Raw genomic sequence first — 20444 nt, forward strand, 5'->3', positions numbered from 1 at the left:
CAGGACCCCCGAACCTGCGCCAAGGATGGCGCTGAATAGTTACTATAAAATTTTGCTGCTGTTGCCATTGTTCCTGCTGTTAGCGATGGCACAGGCTCATGCTGACCCTGCAGATGGTATGGTTGTTCGCGGTGAAGGCAATGTTCGCTACATGGGTTTCATTCGTGTCTATGACGCTGAGCTGCTGGCGCCGGCAGACGCGGTGCAGAGTGATGTGCTGCAAGCGCAGCGTTCTTTTTGTCTGCGTCTGACCTACAAGGTGGCGTTGACCGCTGAGAATTTTGTCACTGCCGCTGAAGAGATCCTGTCGCGGCAATATTCCCAAAGCGCGCTTGCAAGCTACCGGACGCAGATTGACCGGCTCCATCAAGCCTATCGCGATGTTGCCAAGGGGGATCATTATCGTCTCTGCTACGATGCTGAGCGTCAATTGACCCAACTGATTTTCAATGATGAGGTGCTGGTCAGTGTTATTTCCCCGGAATTTGCTATTCTTTATGCCGGGATCTGGCTGGATGCCGAGCAACCGTTGGATGCGGGATTACGTAACCGGTTGCTGGCTTCACTGACTAACGGGCGAGGGTAGTGATGGTATTGGAACATTTTTTAAGCATCTACCAGCGCTTGAATCGCGACAACCTTGAGCTGCTTGACGAGATCTACAGTCCTGATGTGCGCTTCAGTGATCCGGCCCACAGTTTGAACGGGCTGGCGGCCCTGCGTGATTATTTTGCTGGACTGTACACCCATGTTGAGTATATCAGCTTTGATTTTGCCGAACCCTGTGGCGGCGGCGACCAGGTGTACGTGCAATGGGTGATGCATCTGCGCCATCCACGTTTGAACCGCGGTGCCGAGGTCGAGGTGCCCGGTATCAGTTATCTGCACATTGCTGCTGATGGCCGGGTTGATGAGCACCGCGATTACTTCGACCTGGGCGCATTGCTGTACGAGCGGTTACCCCTGCTGGGCCCGCTGGTGCGGGCAGTCAAAAGGAGGTTTGCGGCATGAACATCCTGATTACCGGAGCAACCTCGGGTATCGGCAGGCAACTGGTTCTTGATTACCATGCCGCGGGGCATGAAGTGTGGGCTTTGGGGCGTTCACCGGCAGCGCTGGCCGAGCTTGAGACGCTGGGGATTCATTCCGCTCAGGTTGACCTGGAAGACCGTGAGGCGACGCTGGAGTGGTTTGCCGGTCTTGAGACCCTTGATCTGGCGATCCTTTCAGCCGGCAACTGCGAATATATCGATCTGCCCGCCTTCGATAGTGCCTTGGTGGCGCGAGTGATGCGTGCCAACGTTGAATCGCTGGCCCACTCCATCGAAGGCGCTTTGCCGGCACTGCGTCGAGGCAAAAATCCCCATCTGGTCGGCATCGGCTCTTCCGCCGCCTATCTGCCCTTGCCGCGTGCCGAGGCTTACGGCGCCTCGAAGGCGGCGGTAGCTTACATGCTCGATACCCTGCGCATCGATCTGGCGGCAGAAGGGATCCGCGTCAGCCACGTTGCTCCCGGTTTCGTCAAAACGCCCTTGACCGATCGCAACGATTTTCCCATGCCCTGTCTGGTCACGGTGGAGCAGGCCAGCACGGCGATCCGCAAAGGGATCGCCGCCGGCAAAAAGGAGATTCATTTCCCCAAACGCTTTACCGGTACGATGAAACTCTTGTCACTGCTGCCACGTTCACTTTGGCTTGCTCTAGCCAGAAAGATGGTCAGATGATGAAACGTATTGCTGTCGTTGGCTCCGGTATCGCCGGCTTAACCACTGCCTATTATTTGAGCCGCAAACATCAGGTGACCCTGTTTGAAGCGGATAGTCGCCTGGGTGGTCATACCCATACCACCAGGGTTGACTGGCAGGGAGAACAGAGCGCCATCGACACCGGTTTTATTGTTTTCAATGATCGTACCTATCCAGGCTTTATCCGTTTGATGACCGAATTGGGAGTGGATTATCAACCCACTGAGATGAGTTTTTCCGTGTGTAATCCGGCGATCGGCCTGGAATACAACGGCAATAACCTCAGCAGTTTGTTTGCCCAGCGGCGTAATCTGGTCAACGTCAGTTTCTGGCGTATGCTGGCGGATATTGTCCGCTTCAACCGCCAGGTTCGGCTGGCCGCTGCCGGGGCTCCTGCGACGCTGACCCTGGGTGAATTTCTCGATCGCCAGAGCTACGGTGCCCTGTTTATCGATAATTACCTGCTACCGATGATCTCGGCGATCTGGTCGACGGATTTAGAGCAGACGCGCGAATTGCCGCTGCTCTTTTTTGTCCGTTTTTTTGAAAATCACGGCCTGCTCAATCTGGTTGACCGTCCCCAGTGGTACACCATCAAGGGGGGATCGAGCAGCTATATTGAGCCGTTGACCGCTCCCTTTAAAGATGAGATTCATCGCGCCAGCAGGGTGACGTCGATCAAGCGGCAGCCCGATACCGTCAAGCTGGTGGCCTGCGATCAGGTGTATAGTTTCGATGAGGTGGTGCTGGCCTGTCATGCTGATCAGGCCCTGCGTCTTCTTGCTGAGCCCACCACGGCTGAACGTCAGATCCTCGGCGCTTTTCGTTTTTCTGCCAATGATGTGATTCTGCATACCGACCAGCGCTGGTTACCCCAAACCCCGCGCGCCCGGGCGAGCTGGAATTATCATCTGCAGCAGCCGGGACTGGGGGGCTCAACGGTCACCTACTACATGAATCGCTTGCAACGTCTGGAGAAAAAACATGCCTACCTGGTCACCCTGAACGAGGAGGTTCCAGCGGCGGCGGTCATTGGCCGTTACCAGTATGACCATCCAATCTTTGATCTGGAATCCATCGCCGCCCAGCAGCAGTGGTCTACTATCTCCGGTATTGACCGGATCCACTATTGCGGGGCCTGGTGGCACAACGGTTTCCATGAAGATGGCGTGCAGAGCGCTCTGCGCGTCTGCTCTGCTCTGGGGGTGTCGCCATGAGCTCAGCTCTTTACGTCGGGCGAGTGACGCACCAGCGCTTTATTCCGCGTCAGCACAGCTTTTCCTACCCTTTTTTCATGTGGTTTCTCGACCTCGAACAGGTTGATGAAGTGCCCGATCTCGGCCGCTGGTTTTCGGTCAAACACGTTGCCTTAAGTCGGTTTTTGCGCTCCGATTATCTGGGGCCGGCAGATGAGCCCTTGCACCTGTCGGTCAAACAGCGGCTGCTCGAATTGACCGGCGTGCCGGTGACCGGCACTGTGTGCGCGCTGCTGAATCTGCGCACCCTGGGATTATATTTCAGCCCGGTCAATTTTTACTTCGGCTACGATCTTGTTGGCCATTGCACCCACATGCTTGCCGAGGTATCGAACACCCCATGGAACCAGCGTCATCATTATGCCCATCTGCTGGATCCGGGACTGAATCAGCGCGAAAACCCCAAGGCTTTTCATGTGTCGCCCTTTAACCCGGTCCAGCAACACTATCGCTGGCAGATTGAACCACCGCAAGATAATGCAAGAATTGTCATCGATGTTGATGATGAGCGTGGTCATCTGTTCCGGGCGCTGATCAACCTGAAGCGCCAGCCCCTGACCTTGTCGTCGGTGCGCCGGCAGTTGTTCCGCAAACCGGTGATGACCCTGTCGATCCTGGCGGGAATCTATTGGCAGGCGCTTAGATTGTATCTGAAAAAAGTTCCTTACGTTCCGTATCGAAAGGAGTTGTCATGATTTCTTCAACGGCAAGTTCGCGCATGATGATTGAAAAGGGAATGAGAGTCACCAGGGCACAAGCCTGGTCACGCACCATGTTGCATCGTTTATTGCAGCACCTGCACTACGGACAGATCAGCTTGATTGAAGGCGATCAGCGGGTGACCTTCGGCCACGACGCCGATTTCCACGCGCAGATCCGGGTCAATAATCCGGTCTTTTATCCCACAGCGGTTTTCGGTGGCTCCATCGGCGCCGGGGAATCCTATGTCGCTGGTGACTGGGATGTGGACTGTTTGACCACCCTGGTGCGCATCGTCGCGCGCAACGGTAAACTCCTCGATCGGCTGGAAGAACGCTGGGCCTGGCTGGCGCGCCCCTGGCAGCGGGCGAAGCATCTGCTGCGACCAAATAATCGCTCCGGCTCCAAAAAAAATATCCTTGCCCACTATGACCTCGGCAACCGCATGTACGAAAGTTTTCTCGACCCGACCATGATGTATTCAGCGGCGATTTACCCCGACGCTGAGAGCAGCCTTGAAGAAGCCGCCGTTTATAAACTCGACCACATCTGCCGCCGCCTTGATCTGCGTCCTGGCGACCGTGTCGTTGAAATCGGCAGTGGCTGGGGAGGTTTTGCCATCCATGCTGCGACCCATTACGGCTGTCAGGTTACGACCACGACCATTTCCGATGCTCAGTATGAAGAAGCTGGCCGCAGGATCTCCGCGGCCGGTCTGCAAGATCGCATCACCCTGTTGAAACAGGATTACCGCGATCTGGAAGGTACCTACGACAAGCTCGTCAGTATAGAAATGATCGAAGCAGTGGGATTTCGCTATCTGCCGCAATTTTTTGCGCAATGTACACGTCTGCTCAAACCGGATGGCATGATGTTGGTGCAGGCGATTACCATTCAGGATCAACTCTACAAGCGTTATCTGGACAGTGTCGATTTTATCCAGGAGTACATTTTCCCTGGTGGTTGTCTACTGTCCAATCAGCACTTGCTGAAACTGGTGAGCGAAAAAACGGACATGGTGGTGCGCGGTCTCGAAGATTTTGGTCTGGACTATGCCAGAACCTTAAAAGATTGGCATGATCGTTTTATTGCAAACTTCAAGAAAATTGAACAAATAGGGTATGATGAAAGGTTCAAGCGCTTATGGAAATACTATTTCTGTTATTGTGAGGGCGGATTTCGCGAAAGAAGCATCAGTGTTGTGCAATTGACGGCAACCCGCCCCGGTTACCTGCAGCCCATCTCCAGACCATGAATCCGCTGCTGAATATCGCCATTTATCAGCTGATCTGGTTCATTGCGGTGATGGGTGGGGAATCGCTGGCATGGTTGGCTTTTGTCCTGATTTTTGTGCATTTTCTGCTAACGCCGTTACCAAAAACCGACCTCGTGCTGGCTTTTTTGGTGTTGCTCATTGGTATGGTGGTCGACGGGACCTTGCGCCAGTCGGGTTTTTTCATCTTTGCCGAAGATCGCTTTCCGATCCCCTTGTGGCTGGGATGTATCTGGATCGCCCTGGCGACATTGTTCAATCACAGTCTTCACTGGTTGAAAAAACGGCTGGTTCCGGCCGGACTGCTGGGCGCGATTGGCGGACCGCTTGCTTATCTTGCCGGTGTGCGGTTTGGCGTGGCTGAGTTCAGTTGGTCATTGCCCTGGTCGATTACTGTATTGGCGATCGTCTGGGGGGTGCTGGTGCCGGGTTTGGTGTATTTGAGTGGAAAAATTGTGATCGATGGGGACCGGCCGTTGTCGGTGTTGCTGAGATGAGAAGTGGCTGCTGTGTGTTTGACCACCCCGTCAGGCTGCGCCTGTCACCCCTCCGGAGGAGGGGAATTTGTCGCTTGCTGTTCCCTCGGGTTTGCGGTTTGTCGACTGTTTTGGCAGATGCTGCTGTTCTTCAATGAAAAACAAATTTATCGTCTGTCAGTTATTAATTCCCCTCCTCCGGAGGGGTGGCGCGAAGCGACGGGGTGGTCCTCAAGTCCTCCATCACTGCATCTAAATTCTGTAAAACATCTTTCGCCCTGATATGCAATACACGCAATCCAAGTCCTTCCAAATAGGCATCACGTTCTTGATCGTATTCTGCTTTGTCTTCATGGCTACTGCCATCGATTTCAATGACCAACGACGCGCCGGCACAGAAAAAATCCACGATATAGTTACCAATAATTTTTTGCCGGTCAAAATCAAGTCCAAGTAACTGTTTCTTTTTTAAATGTTGCCACAGTAATACTTCGTGTAGCATTCCTGCCTTGCGGAGTTCACGAGCTCGTTCGCGAAGTGCAGGATTGTAGGGAAGAGACTTGGATGACTTGGTGTTGCGTTTGACCACCCCGTCAGGCTGCGCCTGCCACCCCTCCGGAGGAGGGGAACTGGTATCCTCGTTTTTAGAGGTCGTTTGCTTCTCCTGTTGCTTTCTACCAAGCCTGCTCATGAGCCCTCCAGTAGTAAAATCTGTCCCCTGAAGATAAAAAAACGAAGAGGAAGTTAAATTCCCCTCCTTTGGAGGGGTGGCGCGAAGCGACGGGGTGGTTAGATCCTCCATCATTACACCCAATTTACATCAAATCACAGTGCCATCCAGATCATGCGCAGCGCCAGCACCGTCAGCAGAAATTTAATCACCCAACGCAGAAAATCTCCGGGGGCGCGACGTCGTATTCTGGTGCCGAACCAGGAACCGGCAGTTACAGAGATAACCATCCCGGCAATGAGGGGGAGGTAGGAAGCAAAGGCGAAGCCGATCAGACCGAAGATGGCAATCTTCACCAGATGTACAGCTGTCATCAGGGCGGCCATGGTGGCGACCGCCTGACTGCTGCTAAGTCCGTGGCGCAGCAGTACCGGCATATTTAATGGACCGGTGGCACCGACGAACAGGGTAATAAAGCCGTTGACCAGTCCCAGGGTGAAAAACTTGCCCGGTAGCTTGAGGGTTGCCGGCCCTTGCGGGAGCCAGGTCAGCAGCAGGATAAACAGCCCGAGGGGAATGGGAAGAACTGCGGCCGGAAACGACTGCAATACGGGGAAACCAGACACGCCACCTAACACTACACCAATTGCAAAGGGGATGACCGGGCCAATGACCAGGTCGCTGCGTCCAAACCAGGCACGGGTGAGATTGCTGCACAGTTGTACCATGCCATGAAGCGGAATCACCGCGATGGGTGGTAGCATGATCGCCATGACCGCCAGCAGCAGTAAGCCGCCACCAAGTCCGACCACTGCCGTCAGGGTCGAGGTGAAAAATGCGACGATTATCAGCAGCAATTCGCTGACCATAAAGATGTTTCCCGTTGTGTCTTTTGCGTAAACCCTTGAAACGTCATTCCCGAAGCGATTTTGGTCGGGAATCCAGATTTTCACGAACTTACAGACTGGATTCCCGATAAAGGCATTCAGGAGTGACCATCTCTTTGCATAAACTTCGGTTTAAACGCGATTTTTACGCAACTCCGCCAAGGGGTAAAATGTGCCGCGCCAATAGATTCCGCCCTGCAGCAGGTTGAGTAGCATCGTCCGCAATGAGATGGCGCACAGCACTACCACGGCAAAGGGAAAGCTGAGCAGTTGCCGGTAGGTGGTGTTAAAGCGCCGCGCGCTGATCCCTATCAGCAGGCTCAAGGTCAGTACGCTCAATAGTGATAGTAGCCGGGTGGTGCCACTGGTTAAAAGCAGAGCCACATAGGGGTAGACGAACAGGGTCAAAGCCACTGCGATGCCGCCAAGGGTTGCCCCTATTCGGTAGTCGGATCCGGCAAAGAGGTTTTTCTCCAGGCCAACAACCATCTCCCTGAAACTGCCATACCACTGCACGTTAATGAGTTCGTGACCATAGGCAAATTGCTGCCGAAAGCCGGCGTCTTTGATGATTTTACCCAGTTTCAGATCATCGTCGGGGCGCAGGCGGATGCGGCGGTGGCCATCAATCTGCCGGTAAGTGGAAGCACGAACCAGATTAAATGCGCCAACGCCGATGTGGCAACGGTTGCGCGGATCGGCGACTTTCCACGGGCGGGTATAGAGGCCGAAAAAAAATCCAAAACAGGCAGCAAGCAGCGTCAGCAGCATTCCAGGCATTTTCAACCCCGGGCTGACAGCAAGATGATCGATTTGTTGTTGTTCCAGCAGGCTGACCGCCTTTTGCAAGGTCTCAGGGGCCATGATGATGTCAGCGTCGGTGAAAAGCAGCAGATTGCCGCCGGCAATTCGGCTGCCCTGCCACAGGGCATGATTTTTTCCGAGCCAGCCGTCGGGCAAATCATCAATGGTAAGCGTCTTCAGTTGCGGGTGATTTGTCGTCATCTGCGCCAGAATTTTGCCGGTGCCATCGCTGGAGCGATCATTGACGACAATTATCTCGAGTTCGGGGTAATCGATTTGCAGTAAAGACGTCAGAGCCGCTTCCATCTGTTCTTCTTCATTGCGGGCAGCAACAATGATTGACAGGGGAGGGAGTTGTGAGGGCGCAAGGGGAGTAACCTGGCGCAGGTTGATCAGATGACGGGCACGATAAATCAATTCTAGTGCAATCAACAGATGAATCGTGAGTATTGTCAGTGCCGGTAAGGTAAACATTGGATCTCCGGAGAAAACAAAACAGCTCTGTCTCAGAATGTAGGGCAGGGCTGCGGGCGTGTCAAAGTAAAGCGTGATTACTAATCTTCGTCCATGTTATCCGTCCCCAGCGGGGTCAACTGCGCCTGGGATTTCTTCAGAAACTCAACCATGCCGGCATCCACCATGATCCGCAGGATCTCAGCAAACTCATCCAGCCGCTGGCGTAGAGTTTTCGGTGAGGGAACCTTGGTCGGTCCCAGGGAATGACGGAAGAATTCATCCTCCTCAAAAAAAGGATGGATGGCGGCAAAATCGCTCTTCCCCCGGCACAGCAGGCCCAGATAGCTGCGTAGCACATCCGCTGTGGCAATGCCTCGTTTGGGAGCGGCCTTGTCCGTTTGGTAAGCCAGTTTGGTAAAGCGATTCAGCGCAATACCAACCAACGCCGGACCGGATGTTGAGGTGTAGAACTCTTTGTCAGACTACTCAAGCTTGAACCGGGGAAATGTCACAACAAAACTCCTTGGGTGAATTTCAATACGGCGCAATAATAGCAGAAAAGCATAATAAAATCAGATGATTGAAAAAGATCAAAGGTGTTTTTTAAGTACAATCAGTCACGGATTCAGGTTACCGGTGATGATGACCTCGCTCAGGTCGGCAAAGAATGGCTTATTGAAATGTTTACTGGGTTTCGGCATCAGATATAGCTCCCGTAATCTGCACGTTTCTTGTCGCCTTTGCCTTTGTTGACATATTTTCATCTGTTGAAAGGCGATGGGTTAAGGCTGGTTCCTGCAGTGGGATATGTTCCTTTTACCCATTACACAGCTGGGATTCTTGTCGAATCAAAAGAATAGCTCAGGACTGATACTGAACCGTTTTGTCAGATTGGCGATATGTGCCCTGGTTAAATTCTTCGACCCACTCAGGATTTGTGATACCAGAGATTTTGAGCCTATCTCTTCCTTGAGATCGGAATATGACAATTTGTGCTGATTAATGAGCACCCTCAGGGTAGAAACTCCAGGATCTAAATTCTCAACTTCCTGGATGAAGCTGCTCATACTCTCAAGGTTGCTTTCGTATTTATCGATTGCGTCAGCAACCATGTCGATCATACGAAGCAGTGGTTCCCCCTCACGGTCCTCAGCCTTCGTCATCAAGTGCTCAATAAGATCGATAGCAAATTTGTAATCTTCTTCGTTTTTGATTTCAATTACCCGGTGTGCAGTCTTGAAGAAAGAGAGAAACGAAGTTTCAAGTTTTATTGCTGTTGCCGTATTCATTGTTTCTCCTTTCTATATTTCCTGCAAAGCTTGTCATATTCAGCGTGCGTGACAATGTGCTTGACGTAAAATTTCTGGTTGGTGAACAGAACCATCGCCAAGATCCGCAGATTATTGCCGCCAATGTCGATCACGTACCACTTGTCCTTGTACTTGAAGTTGTCAAGGGATGGAAATATTTGTTTCAGCTCCTCCGGAGTGTTAAATGTACCATTATTCAAGACCCGATAAGCGTCCATGATTGCTGTTTTGTCATTGGAAAACCTTCTAGCCGCTTCCTCGAAAGCCCTCTTACGAATAACGTGCATTCCTTCTCCACCACTGCTCAGGGTTTACCTTGGGTAAACAGTATCATGTCTTTGTTGAGTTTACAAGAAGTGAACCTGGCAGATCAACACAATCCGAAAACCCGCATGACCTACGCTCTAAACTTGTAAGTTTTGATTTCGAATTATGATCCTGGATTTTGATTCACATTGTATTCTGATCCGAAAAGCCGAGTTGATAGAATCTTACTGAATACCCTGATTTATAGGATTCAATAGTAAGTTTGAAAAGTCATTTGCTTCTTTTTGCGGTATTTAAGGTGCCGATTGAAATAACGTTTAACAGTCGGACAATAATGAGGAAGCTTCCAAAAATGTATCCGTGTTATACAATGAATGTGTAGAATTTTTCTGATCGCTGTTTATCAAGGAGGATCCGGTTGAAAGAGATTACAGAACGCATCCTTGCCTTATTGGCTGACGGCAAAAAACTCGATCGTCGCGCTATGGCGGAGCTTCTTGATTTGCGCGGTGCCGAGCGCAAAAAACTCACCCACACTCTCAACCAGTTGACCACTGCCGGAACGTTGGAGCGGCGACGGGGGAGCTACAGGTTGAATGCTGACAGGCAGGCTGTTGAGGGAATTTTTAAGCGTACCGATCAGGATTATGGTTTTGTCAGCATAGCTGGTCGTGAAGATATATTTATTCCGGCTCAGTATGTCGGTTCCGCTATGGATGGCGATAGGGTCCAGCTTGAAGTGCGTCAATCGTCCCATGACCGACGGCCTTTTGGGGTGATTACGGCGATACTGGATCGGGCCCGGTCACATCTGGTTGGGGTGCTGCGGACCAGCAGTGAGGGTGGATTGGTTGTTCCCCAGGATCGTTTTGCCGGCCCGCCAGTGCGGGTTGGAAGGACGCAGAATTGTCAGGAGGGCGATCTGGTCGAGGTGCTGATTGAACAGTACGCAGAGCGGGGGCATGCAGCACAGGGAAAAATAGTCGAGCGTCTGGGGCGTTTCGGTGATCCCCATACTGATGTGATCAGTGTCTTGCGCAGTAAAAAAATTCCCGAGGCTTTTTCGGCCGAAACCCAGGCGGCTGTTGCTACGATACCCACTCAGGTCGAGGAAGCAGATCTGGTCGACAGAACCGATCTTCGTCAGTTGCCCCTGGTGACCATCGATGGCGAAACTGCGCGCGATTTCGACGATGCGGTGCTCGTAGAAAAGCAACAGAATGGCAACTATTGCCTGTGGGTCTGTATTGCTGATGTTGCCCATTATGTGCCGGTGCGTGGCGCCATCGACCTGGATGCCCGTGAACGCGGCACCAGTGTGTACTTTCCCGGATTTGTCGTACCCATGCTGCCGGAGGCGTTAAGCAATGGTATCTGCTCCCTCAACCCGGATGTTGATCGTCTGGTCATGACGGCCGAGCTGATTATCAGTCGAGAGGGCAAGACCCTGAAGACACGATGTTACCCGGCCGTCATGAACAGTCATGCGCGCCTGACCTATACCCAGGTTGCCGGCTACCTCGAAGACGGCGATAAAGAGGCAGTGCCGGCCGGCATTCAGGAGTCGTTGCAACAGATGGCGGAGCTGGCCCGGATCCTGATGCAGATGCGCTATGCCCGGGGCAGCCTCAATCTGGATCTGCCCGAAGTGGAAATCCGCGTTGATGCCAGTGGTCGTCCACTGGAGCTGGTCAAGGTTGAGCGCAACATCGCCCACCACCTGATCGAGGAACTCATGCTCGCGGCCAATGAAGCCGTCGCCCACTATCTAGCAGTGCAGGACTGGCCATTGCTCTACCGGGTACATGGGGAGCCGGACGAGGCCAAGCTGGAAGATTTGCAGCAGCTGGCTGCCAATTGCGGACATGGCTTGGTACTGGGAAAAAATCTTCATCAGTCACTACAGCAATTGCTGACCGAGGTGGCCGATAAACCGGAAGGACGTCTAGTCAGCGAGCAGTTGCTGCGCAGTTTACAGCAGGCGGTTTACACTCCTCACAATGAGGGGCATTTCGGGTTGGCGGCGGAAGAATACTGTCATTTTACTTCACCCATCAGACGTTATCCTGATCTGCTTGTGCACCGCGTTCTCAAGCAGGCGCTGACTGGTGCAGCTAAAAACAGTGCGCCGGGGGTGGCGTTGCTCGAAACCCTGGGCGCCGAATGTTCGACCCGCGAACGACGCGCCATGGAGGCCGAACGCGATCTGGCCGATTTGCGGCGTTGTCAGTTGATGGAAGACCGGGTGGGCGAAACCTTCACCGGGGTTATTTCCTCCGTAACGGAATTCGGATTTTTTGTTGAGCTGGATGACCTTCTCGTTGAGGGGCTGGTCCATGTGCGCACCTTGACCGGCGATTTTTATCATTTTGATCCAACCACCCTGGCATTGACCGGTGAGCGCAGCCGCCAACAGTTTCGCGTCGGAATGTCTCTGGAGGTCAAACTGGAGCGGGTTGACACGGTTCGACGACGGATTGATTTCAGCCCGTTGGTGATTTCGGAAAGCAACAGGGATGACGTGCGCAAGAAGAAAACAGAGAAAACCAAAAAGCATAAAAAGCCGGCTTCAGGTCGCAGAAACAAGTAACTTTCACAAAAATTAGAAACTATCTATATTGAAAAAATAATCTAGCTATTCAGCTTTATCCTTGCGCAGGGCCTTTGGATCCTGTGGCAAGGGTGTTTGTCGCCATGGACGGCGACAAAAAGCGGTCATAGATGACCCAACGGGAAACCATCGCGTCCCTTGACATAGGATTCAAAGGCCCGGTGCTGAACAGATACAAAACAATTAAATTGAACAGATATTGCTTCAATCTAGGGTCTTGCATGCGTTAATTAACGCATTTGTCGAGCTGTCATGACTGGTTACCGGTCCTTCTGTGGTTAGATCCTGTAAGATTGATTTGGCCAGTTGCTTGCCCAATTCAACCCCCCATTGATCAAAAGGATTCAGGTTCCAGATTGCCCCCTGAGTAAATATTTTATGCTCATAAATGGCAATCAGGCTGCCCAGGGCATGGGGCGTCAGTTGATCCATCAAGATTGCTGTGCTGGGGCGGTTGCCCGGGAAAACCTTGTGGGGGAGCAGCAGCTTGATGTCTTCTTTGCTGCGTCCTTCAGCTTCAAGTTCCTGCAGTGCTTCTGCTTGTGATTTGCCGCGCATCAGGGCTTCAGGTTGAGCAATAAAGTTGGATAGCAATAATTGTTGATGGTCATCCAGGGGATTATGGCTTTTCACCGCGGCAATAAAATCGCTGGGAATCAGTTTGGTACCCTGATGGATCAGTTGATAAAACGCATGCTGGCCGTTGGTTCCCGGCTCCCCCCAGATAATCGGGCCGGTTGAATAATCGACAGATTCACCGCTTAAGGTCACTGATTTGCCGTTGCTTTCCATATCCGCCTGTTGCAGGTAGGCGGCAAAGCGGTGGAGGGACTGGTCATAAGGGAGAATCGCCAGGGAGTCAGTGCCAAAAAAATTGTTGTACCAGATGCCGATCAGCCCCATCAAAACCGGAATATTCTTTTCAAATGGCTGGGTCCTGAAGTGCTCATCGGCCAGATGTGCCCCCTCGAGCAAATCCTCAAATTGATCCATGCCGATGGACAGGGCGATGGACAGGCCAATAGCAGACCAGAGGGAATAGCGACCACCAACCCAATCCCAGAAAACAAACATATTGGCCGGGTTAATGCCAAACTCACACACCTTGTCGCGGTTGGTCGAGATGGCGACAAAATGCCTGGCAACCGCACTTTCGTCAGCAAGCTTCTCGACCAGCCAGCGGCGAGCCGAATGGGCATTGGTCATGGTTTCCTGGGTGGTAAAGGTTTTTGAAGCAATCAGAAACAGGGTCGTTTCAGGGTTCAGCTCGCGTAAGGTGTCGCACAGGTGGGTGGCATCGACATTGGAAACAAAATGAACCTTGAGGCGCTCATGCCGGTAAGGTTTGAGTGCTTCCGTCACCATCAAGGGACCCAGATCGGAACCGCCAATGCCGATATTGACAATATCGCAAATTGCTTTGCCGGTGGCACCGCGCCATTGACCATTACGCACCTGATCGCTGAAGGTCCGCATCTGACCTAGCACCCGGTTGATCTCCGGCATGACATCATGGCCATCGACCAGAATCGGGTGGTTCCTTCGATTGCGCAGGGCGGTATGGAGTACGGCGCGATGTTCAGTGGTATTGATGATGTCCCCGCGGAACATTGCCTTGATTTTGTCTTCCAGGAGACACTGTTGAGCGAGATCAACAAGCAATTCAAGGGTTTTGTCAGTAATACGGTGCTTGGAAAAATCGAACAGAGTGCCATCCAGGCGAAAAGAAAAACGCCTGCAACGATCAGGATCCTCTGTGAACAGGTTGCCTAAATGGATGGATTCCATGGCTTCAAAATGCTGCTGCAGGGACTTCCAGGCTGGTAAGCTGGTTAGTGCGGACATGAACACCTCATCGTAAGGGTATGGGCGGTAGGGAACAGGGATACAGACCTGTACATCATAGCAGACCTTACTGATAATTTGCCAGGTTAAAGAAATCACATGACAGTTGAATGAAAACACGGCATAATGTCTATTTTTTGCCATTCTATTGGTGTGCAAGAGGAGTTGCCAGATCGTGAAAACATCTATTTTACGGCGCTTCTGGGTTGGTATCAGCGCTGTAGTGATCGCCTTTTATGCGACGGTGATTAACCGCTGTCAGATCGTCGGTGGGGAACAGGTTCCACCACAGGGAGGGGTTTTGTTTGTTGCCAACCATATATCGGCTTTTGATACCGTCCTGCTGCCGGCAGCCATTCTCAAACAGCGCCCCTGGAAGATGGTGTGGGCACCGGCCAAAGAAGAGCTGTTTCGTCACCGCTTGCTGGGAGCGATTTTTCGTTCCTGGGGGGCATTTCCGGTTAAGCGTGGTCGGGATCTGCGCGCCGGCAAGGAATTGGGGCGCCTGTTGCAGGGCGACGCTGTGATGCTCTTTCCCGAAGGAACCAGGCATAAGGATGGCCGGCTCGGGATCGGAAACCGTGGCGTTGGAAAGTTGATTTATGAGCATCGACCGGTGGTCATACCGGTTTCTTTGGTTGGGTTAAATCATTGGCGTGTAGGTGCCTGGGGACAGCAGGCAGTGGTGCGATTCGGGGCTCCCATTGACTGTACCGATCTGTTTGTTTTGGCTGATGAGAAGGCCACCCATATTCTGATTGTCGGGCGCGTCATGGCCGCCATTGCTGCCGGAATTACCAGCGCGCGCCCGGCTGGGTGATGGGATGGCGATACTTGGCGGTATTGTCAATCGATTGACCAGTAAAGTAAATACCGGCAATGACAGCTGCCAGAACGACCAGCAGCGCCAGCAACTTGATGAGATCCTTGAACATTGATACTCCTTTAGTTGCTATTGCTTCGGCGACAAAACAGTTAAAAGTTGAACTCACATCGTCCTTCCCGCGAAAGCCGGGATCCAGTGAGATTTTAGGCTGTTAAAGAATGGATCCCCGACTAAAGCACGCGGGGATGACAGGTTATTACCTCACCGGAGTAATAACTTGTCGACTTTTTCTCCTGATAAGTTTAATCGCCCCGAGCTACCTTTAAACCGGCAACTCGGGGCGAAATGTTTCAGCGTTCAGCAAGAATACGCAGCATTCGCCGCAACGGTTCTGCCGCGCCCCAAAGAAGCTGGTCGCCGCAGGTAAAGGCTGACAGATATTGCCGACCCATCTTCATCTTACGTAAGCGGCCGATGGGGATAGTCAGGGTTCCGGAGACCGCCGCCGGAGTCAGCTCGGCGAGGGAATCCGCTTTGCTGTTGGGGACCACTTTGGCCCACTCATTGCTCTGGGCGATGAGCTGCTCAATTTCACTGATGGGGACATCCCTGGTGAGTTTGATGGTCAGGGCCTGACTGTGACAGCGCATGGCACCGACACGGACGCAGATACCGTCAACCGGAATGGGTGTCATGTTGCCGAGAATCTTGTTGGTTTCGGCAAGGCCTTTCCACTCTTCGCGGCTCTGGCCGTCTTCCACCTCGCGATCGATCCAGGGGAGCAGGTTGCCGGCCAGTGGAAAACCGAATTCGGCCGTCGGCATGGTGCTGCTGCGCAATGCCGAGGTAACCTTGTGGTCGATTTCAAGGATCGCCGAACCGGGGTTCTGCAGCTGCTCGGCGACCGAATGGTGGAGGTTGCCCATCTGCAGCAACAGTTCGCGCATGTTGGGCGCCCCAGCTCCCGAGGCCGCCTGATAGGTCATGGAGCTGACCCATTCAACCAGGCCGGCGTTGAACAGCCCGCCAATGGCCATCAGCATCAGGCTGACGGTACAGTTGCCACCGATGAAATCCTTGTACCCATTGTCCAGGGCTTCATCAATGACCTTGCGGTTGATGGGGTCGAGGATGATGACGGCGTTGTCGTCCATGCGTAAGGAGGATGCTGCATCGATCCAGTAACCGTCCCATCCGGCAGCACGTAGCTTGGGGTGAATTTCGTTGGTGTAATCACCACCCTGACAGGTAATGATGATATCCAGCTCTGCGAGTTTGCCAAGGTCAGATGCACTCTCCAGGGTACTGTTGCCAAGCTGACCAAACTGGGGTGCCTTCTCTCCGGCCTGGGAGGTTGAAAAGAAAACCGCTTCGACTCCAGCAAGGTCGTTTTCTTCCAGCATCCGTTGCATCAGAACGGAACCGACCATGCCGCGCCAACCGACCAATCCGACTTTCATAATGTTTCTCCATGTTGACGGGTAAAAGAAATAAAACTATTCTCAAACAGAATCTTCTGTTTGCGTGTCAGCCGTCAATCATAGCATTTCTGCAGTGTTAGTGGAAATCGATTTTCTTTGCGTTGAACCCCTGGGAATAAAAATGTCAGATATTGAGCAGTGTCTACCGCTGGGTAAGCCAACCCGTTATCAGGACAGTTATGATCCAACGTTACTCTGCCCTTTTCCGCGCCAAATCAAACGCGATGAGATCGGCCTGGCTAAAGAGCTGCCTTTTGGTGGTTTTGATCTGTGGACCGCTTATGAACTGTCCTGGCTGAATCGTACAGGCAAGCCGGTGGTGGCGGTGGGGGAGTTTCGATTTGCCTGTGATACCCCTTACCTGATCGAATCCAAGTCATTCAAACTCTATCTCAACTCTTTTAACCAGACCCGCTACCCTGATGTAGCGGTGGTGGCGGAGCAGATGCGTGAGGATCTCAGTCGCGCCAGTGGCGGCGAGGTGAAGGCCGAATTGTGGGGTGTGGAAGATTCTTCTCGCTTGCAGGTAGGCGTACTCCCCGGTGATTGTATTGATGACCTCGACATTGAAGTTGCTGACTATCGACTCAATCCGCAGGTGCTGGTCGGTGCGGCGGATGATGAGTCAGTTGTGGCGGAAGAGCTGCACAGCCATCTGCTCAAAAGCAATTGTCTGGTGACCAGCCAGCCTGACTGGGGGAGCGTGCTGATCCGCTACCAGGGGGGAAAAATCGATCGCGAGGCGTTGTTGCGCTATCTGATCTCTTTCCGCCGGCACAACGAATTTCACGAATAGTGCGTTGAACGGATTTTTGTCGATCTGCTGCGTTTCTGCCGCCCGCAAAAACTCACGGTCTACGCCCGTTATACCCGTCGCGGCGGGCTGGATATCAATCCCTTCCGATCAAACTTCGAAGAGGATATCGACAGTATCCGTCTGGTGCGTCAATAGCAGATTGCCGGGCTTATGTAAGGGTGTTGAACATCATCTTTCAGGTTCAACACCCTGAAGAAGCTCATGCCTGCCGGCGCAGAATAGTGACTGTCTCTCCGCCGATCCCCCAGTTGTCGGTATCGACTTCATCAATGACAACGACGGTGGTTTTGGGATTTTTTCCCAGCACCTCGACCAGCAGATCCGTTGCTCCTTTGATCAGGCGTTTTTTCTGTTCCGGGGTAGCTCCTTCACGGGTAATTTTGATGTTGACGTAGGGCATGGTTATTTTCCTTTCTGTCGATGGGTGAGTGATCCGGAGAAATGCGGATCTAAAACGGTAACAATCAGGCTGACACCAACGCAAGCCGTTGCCAGCAGTAAGGGCAGGGCAAAGCCGTCGCGCAAGTCAGCCAGGCGCCCGGCGACTATTGGTCCGAGAACCTGACCGATCCCGAAGGCGGCGGTTAAAAAGGCGGCTATCCAGCGACTGTCGGCAGGCATGCGCCGCTGTCCTTCGGCAAGGGTTATGGCGACAATTCCCATGAAGGTGCCACCGAAACTGGCAGCAGCGAACAGCAGACCAATAACGGAGGTTGAAAAGACACTCACCAGGATGCCGCTAACCTGCAGGCTGTAGGCTGCCAGCAAAGCTGTGCGTGCAGAGGAGCGTCGTGCCAGCCAGGGCCAGAACAGGGTCGATGGTGCTGCCGCCAGCCCGACCGCCACCCAGCTCCAGGGAGCCAGCTGTAAAAGGCCGGGGGTAGCAGCAATCAGGGCGACGATAAAGGTTGCTGACACCACATAACCTAGCCCTTCGAAAAAGTAGGCCAGTGCCAGAGGGTAGACGCTGGTGCGTTTGCTGTTGATGGGTGTGTCGACTGCCGGCGCTGTTAGTGCACCCTGTTGACGACCGATAAGAATACCGGCTCCGGCCAGCAGGGCAGCAGCGATGCCGGCACCAATCCAGGCCCCGCTCCAGCTCCAGTAGTGATCCAGTACGGGAATCAGCAATCCGGTCAAGGCGATCCCCAGACCAACCCCGCTGTAGAGCATACCCATGCGCTGGGCAAGGCCATGACGCCTGAGTACATCGCCAACCTCAGCGGAGATCAGTACAAAGAGTACAGCACTGGTCATGCCACTGATCAGGCGTAATCCACCCCACCAGAAAGCGGACAGGGTCAGCCCCATCAAGGCGGTGGTAAGGATGCATAAAATCAGTGAAGACCCGGTAAAAAGACGCATCCCCAGCAGGCGTGGGGAAACGGAACAGAGGACGGCGCCGGCCAGATAGCCGAGATAATTGAGCCCAGCCAGCCAGCCGGCGAGGGTGTTGCTCATCCCCAGATCGCGCTGCATCAAAGGTAGAATCGGCGTATAGGCAAAGCGACCGATCCCCATGGCCACCATCAGGCCGAGAATACCCCCGACAAGAACCAGATAGGCTGAAAAGTGATGAACCTTTTGATCAGGCATGGCCATCTTTTGAGTTAAGAGATGTGGACAGGATATTTCCTTGTTTCTGACCTTGAATATCGGTTACTTTGATTCGTCGTTGCAATGCTTTTTCGAGGATGCGTGTTGTGAAAAAATTAATTATTTATGCCTTGTTTGTTGTTTTAACTGCCGTTGGCATCTATTTCGGTTATGGCTATATGCAGGGGAAACGTTTTGATCCGACGGTTATTCCTTATGTTGAGCAGGCCATCCCCCAATTAAGTCGTTGGGACGTGGCTGCTACCAGGGCGCTGCTTGACGAGGAAGCCTTAAGACGGGTCAGTGATGACGATCTGGCCAAGATGATGGATTATCTCACCCGCATCGGTGAGCTGCAGTCCTTTGACAAGCCGCGCTTCAGGTCAACCAGTAAAGCCATGACTACCGGTGCCATTGAACGGGATGTCGTAACCTACCGGGTCAAGGCCAACTATAGCTCGGGTCCGGTGGAAATCACCTTGAGTCTGGTTGAGCGGAGCGGCGACTATGCCCTGCTGCATTTTAATTTTCAGTCGCAGGCGCTGGCACCCTGACCATCTTGCCTGGAAACACTACCAGCGCTAGAATCATTCTAAATCAGTAGTGGTATAATAGGAAGGCCAACTGAAAAGGACTGGTTATGAGCTATCTGCGCACCCTGAATCTTTGTACATTTCTCCTTTTTTTCCTGTTCTTAAGTGGTTGTCAGTCAACTACCGGGCATTACCTGGGCGCCCTCGCAGATGAGGAGGCAGTCACAGCAATTACCCCGGTTGTGGATGCCCAGCAGCACTGGGAAGAACTCTATGTGACGGTTGATAGTCGCCTGATGCGCGAAGAAGACCAATTCCGGATGACGGGATGGCTGTCTTTTTCTCAGCATTCACGGATGATGTATACCCGGGTTGCCGATGTCGAATTGACATTGTTTCTGCTGGATACTGACGATCTGGTGGTTGATTATCGCAAGGCGACTCATTTTAAGGGCTTAAGCACTGAGGATCGAATTCCCTTTACCGTGACCCTGCCTCTGGCTGATCAGGCTGTCGCCTATACCTTCGGTTATCAGATTACCCTTATTGATGATGAGGGGGTCTCTACGACTAACTGGTTTTATCCCCGTACCCGCCACTAGCTGAAGGACCTCAACGCGAAGAAGGCATTTTTTTGATCCGGTTTCTAGTTTGTCTGGCCGGACAGTGATTTTCTGCGTACAATGTCCCGCTATGTCTGATTGATCACCTCAATGTTTCTTCTTTGTAGCTGTTCAGCACCGGGCCTTTGAATCCTATGTCAAGGGACGCGATTGTTTCCCGTTGGGTCATCCATGACCGCTTTTTGTCGCCGTCCATGGCGACAAAAACCCTTGCCACAGGATTCAAAGGCCCTGCGCAAGGATAGAGCTGAATAGTTACTTGAATATAA

The 20444-nt window shown here is 52.7% G+C and carries 22 protein-coding genes and 1 pseudogene; 12 read left to right on the forward strand and 11 right to left on the reverse strand.

Annotation, left to right across the window (positions count from 1 at the left end; translation table 11 throughout):
- The 7 genes from AC6F7T_RS10815 to AC6F7T_RS10845 all read left to right on the forward strand — a co-directional run.
- Positions 1 to 586 (forward strand): chalcone isomerase family protein (locus AC6F7T_RS10815; protein WP_500718748.1); only part of this gene is annotated, 586 nt, incomplete at its 5' end.
- A gap of 2 nt (positions 587 to 588) precedes the next feature.
- Complete coding sequence (locus tag AC6F7T_RS10820) at positions 589 to 1011, forward strand: nuclear transport factor 2 family protein (protein WP_500718785.1); 423 nt, start codon at positions 589 to 591, stop codon at positions 1009 to 1011.
- Positions 1008 to 1724: an SDR family NAD(P)-dependent oxidoreductase gene (locus AC6F7T_RS10825; protein ID WP_500718749.1), complete on the forward strand. Its 717-nt coding sequence runs from the start codon at positions 1008 to 1010 to the stop codon at positions 1722 to 1724. The genes AC6F7T_RS10820 and AC6F7T_RS10825 overlap by 4 nt, the downstream gene beginning before the upstream one ends.
- Positions 1721 to 2962, forward strand: a complete 1242-nt coding sequence (locus AC6F7T_RS10830; protein ID WP_500718751.1) for an FAD-dependent oxidoreductase — start codon at positions 1721 to 1723, stop codon at positions 2960 to 2962. The genes AC6F7T_RS10825 and AC6F7T_RS10830 overlap by 4 nt, the downstream gene beginning before the upstream one ends.
- Positions 2959 to 3696 (forward strand): DUF1365 family protein, encoded by a 738-nt coding sequence (locus AC6F7T_RS10835; RefSeq protein WP_500718753.1) that lies wholly within the window; start codon positions 2959 to 2961, stop codon positions 3694 to 3696. The genes AC6F7T_RS10830 and AC6F7T_RS10835 overlap by 4 nt, the downstream gene beginning before the upstream one ends.
- Positions 3693 to 4955, forward strand: coding sequence for a class I SAM-dependent methyltransferase (locus AC6F7T_RS10840; RefSeq protein WP_500718755.1), 1263 nt, complete (start codon positions 3693 to 3695; stop codon positions 4953 to 4955). Before AC6F7T_RS10835 ends, AC6F7T_RS10840 begins: the two co-directional genes overlap by 4 nt.
- Positions 4952 to 5470 carry a DUF2878 family protein gene (locus AC6F7T_RS10845; RefSeq protein ID WP_500718757.1) on the forward strand — a complete coding sequence of 173 codons (519 nt, stop codon included), beginning with the start codon at positions 4952 to 4954 and terminating at the stop codon, positions 5468 to 5470. Before AC6F7T_RS10840 ends, AC6F7T_RS10845 begins: the two co-directional genes overlap by 4 nt.
- Positions 5471 to 5633: 163 nt before the next feature.
- On the opposite strand, the gene AC6F7T_RS10850 is transcribed toward AC6F7T_RS10845, so the two are convergent.
- The 6 genes from AC6F7T_RS10850 to AC6F7T_RS10875 all read right to left on the reverse strand — a co-directional run bounded on the left by AC6F7T_RS10850 (position 5634) and on the right by AC6F7T_RS10875 (position 9863).
- Positions 5634 to 6140: a DUF559 domain-containing protein gene (locus AC6F7T_RS10850; protein WP_500718758.1), complete on the reverse strand. Its 507-nt coding sequence runs from the start codon at positions 6138 to 6140 to the stop codon at positions 5634 to 5636.
- 134 nt (positions 6141 to 6274) lie between these two features.
- Positions 6275 to 6988: a TSUP family transporter gene (locus AC6F7T_RS10855; RefSeq protein WP_500718760.1), complete on the reverse strand. Its 714-nt coding sequence runs from the start codon at positions 6986 to 6988 to the stop codon at positions 6275 to 6277.
- 150 nt (positions 6989 to 7138) lie between these two features.
- Complete coding sequence (locus AC6F7T_RS10860; RefSeq protein WP_500718762.1) at positions 7139 to 8284, reverse strand: glycosyltransferase; 1146 nt, start codon at positions 8282 to 8284, stop codon at positions 7139 to 7141.
- A gap of 80 nt (positions 8285 to 8364) precedes the next feature.
- A complete protein-coding gene (locus tag AC6F7T_RS10865; RefSeq protein ID WP_500718764.1) occupies positions 8365 to 8709 on the reverse strand; it encodes a hypothetical protein in 345 nt (114 codons plus the stop codon).
- A 405-nt stretch (positions 8710 to 9114) separates the two neighbouring features.
- Positions 9115 to 9555, reverse strand: a complete 441-nt coding sequence (locus AC6F7T_RS10870) for a helix-turn-helix domain-containing protein (RefSeq protein ID WP_500718765.1) — start codon at positions 9553 to 9555, stop codon at positions 9115 to 9117.
- A complete protein-coding gene (locus tag AC6F7T_RS10875; RefSeq protein WP_500718767.1) occupies positions 9552 to 9863 on the reverse strand; it encodes a type II toxin-antitoxin system HigB family toxin in 312 nt (103 codons plus the stop codon). The genes AC6F7T_RS10870 and AC6F7T_RS10875 overlap by 4 nt, the downstream gene beginning before the upstream one ends.
- Positions 9864 to 10261: 398 nt before the next feature.
- On the opposite strand from AC6F7T_RS10875, the gene rnr reads away from it, so the two are divergent.
- Positions 10262 to 12433 (forward strand): ribonuclease R, encoded by a 2172-nt coding sequence (rnr, locus tag AC6F7T_RS10880; protein ID WP_500718768.1) that lies wholly within the window; start codon positions 10262 to 10264, stop codon positions 12431 to 12433.
- Positions 12434 to 12658: 225 nt separating this feature from the next.
- Here rnr and pgi read toward each other — a convergent pair whose 3' ends face one another.
- On the reverse strand, positions 12659 to 14299 hold the full coding sequence (gene pgi / locus AC6F7T_RS10885) for a glucose-6-phosphate isomerase (protein ID WP_500718770.1): 1641 nt from the start codon (positions 14297 to 14299) through the stop codon (positions 12659 to 12661).
- Between the two features lie 175 nt (positions 14300 to 14474).
- On the opposite strand from pgi, the gene AC6F7T_RS10890 reads away from it, so the two are divergent.
- Positions 14475 to 15119 carry a 1-acyl-sn-glycerol-3-phosphate acyltransferase gene (locus tag AC6F7T_RS10890; RefSeq protein WP_500718771.1) on the forward strand — a complete coding sequence of 215 codons (645 nt, stop codon included), beginning with the start codon at positions 14475 to 14477 and terminating at the stop codon, positions 15117 to 15119.
- On the opposite strand, the gene AC6F7T_RS10895 is transcribed toward AC6F7T_RS10890, so the two are convergent.
- A complete protein-coding gene (locus AC6F7T_RS10895) occupies positions 15094 to 15234 on the reverse strand; it encodes a hypothetical protein (protein WP_500718773.1) in 141 nt (46 codons plus the stop codon). The genes AC6F7T_RS10890 and AC6F7T_RS10895 overlap by 26 nt on opposite strands.
- Positions 15235 to 15475: 241 nt before the next feature.
- Entirely contained in the window at positions 15476 to 16585 is a 1110-nt protein-coding gene (gene asd / locus AC6F7T_RS10900; RefSeq protein ID WP_500718775.1) for an aspartate-semialdehyde dehydrogenase, read from the reverse strand.
- 142 nt (positions 16586 to 16727) lie between these two features.
- Here asd and queF point away from each other — a divergent pair.
- A pseudogene (gene queF / locus AC6F7T_RS10905) lies at positions 16728 to 17558 on the forward strand (NADPH-dependent 7-cyano-7-deazaguanine reductase QueF).
- Positions 17559 to 17622: 64 nt separating this feature from the next.
- Here the strand turns inward: queF and AC6F7T_RS10910 are convergent.
- Positions 17623 to 17823, reverse strand: a complete 201-nt coding sequence (locus tag AC6F7T_RS10910) for a 2-hydroxymuconate tautomerase family protein (protein ID WP_500718777.1) — start codon at positions 17821 to 17823, stop codon at positions 17623 to 17625.
- 2 nt (positions 17824 to 17825) lie between these two features.
- Positions 17826 to 19019 (reverse strand): YbfB/YjiJ family MFS transporter, encoded by a 1194-nt coding sequence (locus AC6F7T_RS10915; RefSeq protein ID WP_500718779.1) that lies wholly within the window; start codon positions 19017 to 19019, stop codon positions 17826 to 17828.
- Positions 19020 to 19126: 107 nt separating this feature from the next.
- Between AC6F7T_RS10915 and AC6F7T_RS10920 the strand changes: the two genes are divergently transcribed.
- Together AC6F7T_RS10920 and AC6F7T_RS10925 are read left to right on the forward strand one after the other, a co-directional pair.
- Positions 19127 to 19573, forward strand: coding sequence for a hypothetical protein (locus AC6F7T_RS10920; protein WP_500718781.1), 447 nt, complete (start codon positions 19127 to 19129; stop codon positions 19571 to 19573).
- Positions 19574 to 19659: 86 nt separating this feature from the next.
- On the forward strand, positions 19660 to 20154 hold the full coding sequence (locus AC6F7T_RS10925) for a hypothetical protein (RefSeq protein WP_500718783.1): 495 nt from the start codon (positions 19660 to 19662) through the stop codon (positions 20152 to 20154).
- Positions 20155 to 20444 lie beyond the last annotated feature (290 nt).

The sequence above is a fragment of the Pelovirga sp. genome (assembly GCF_059864205.1).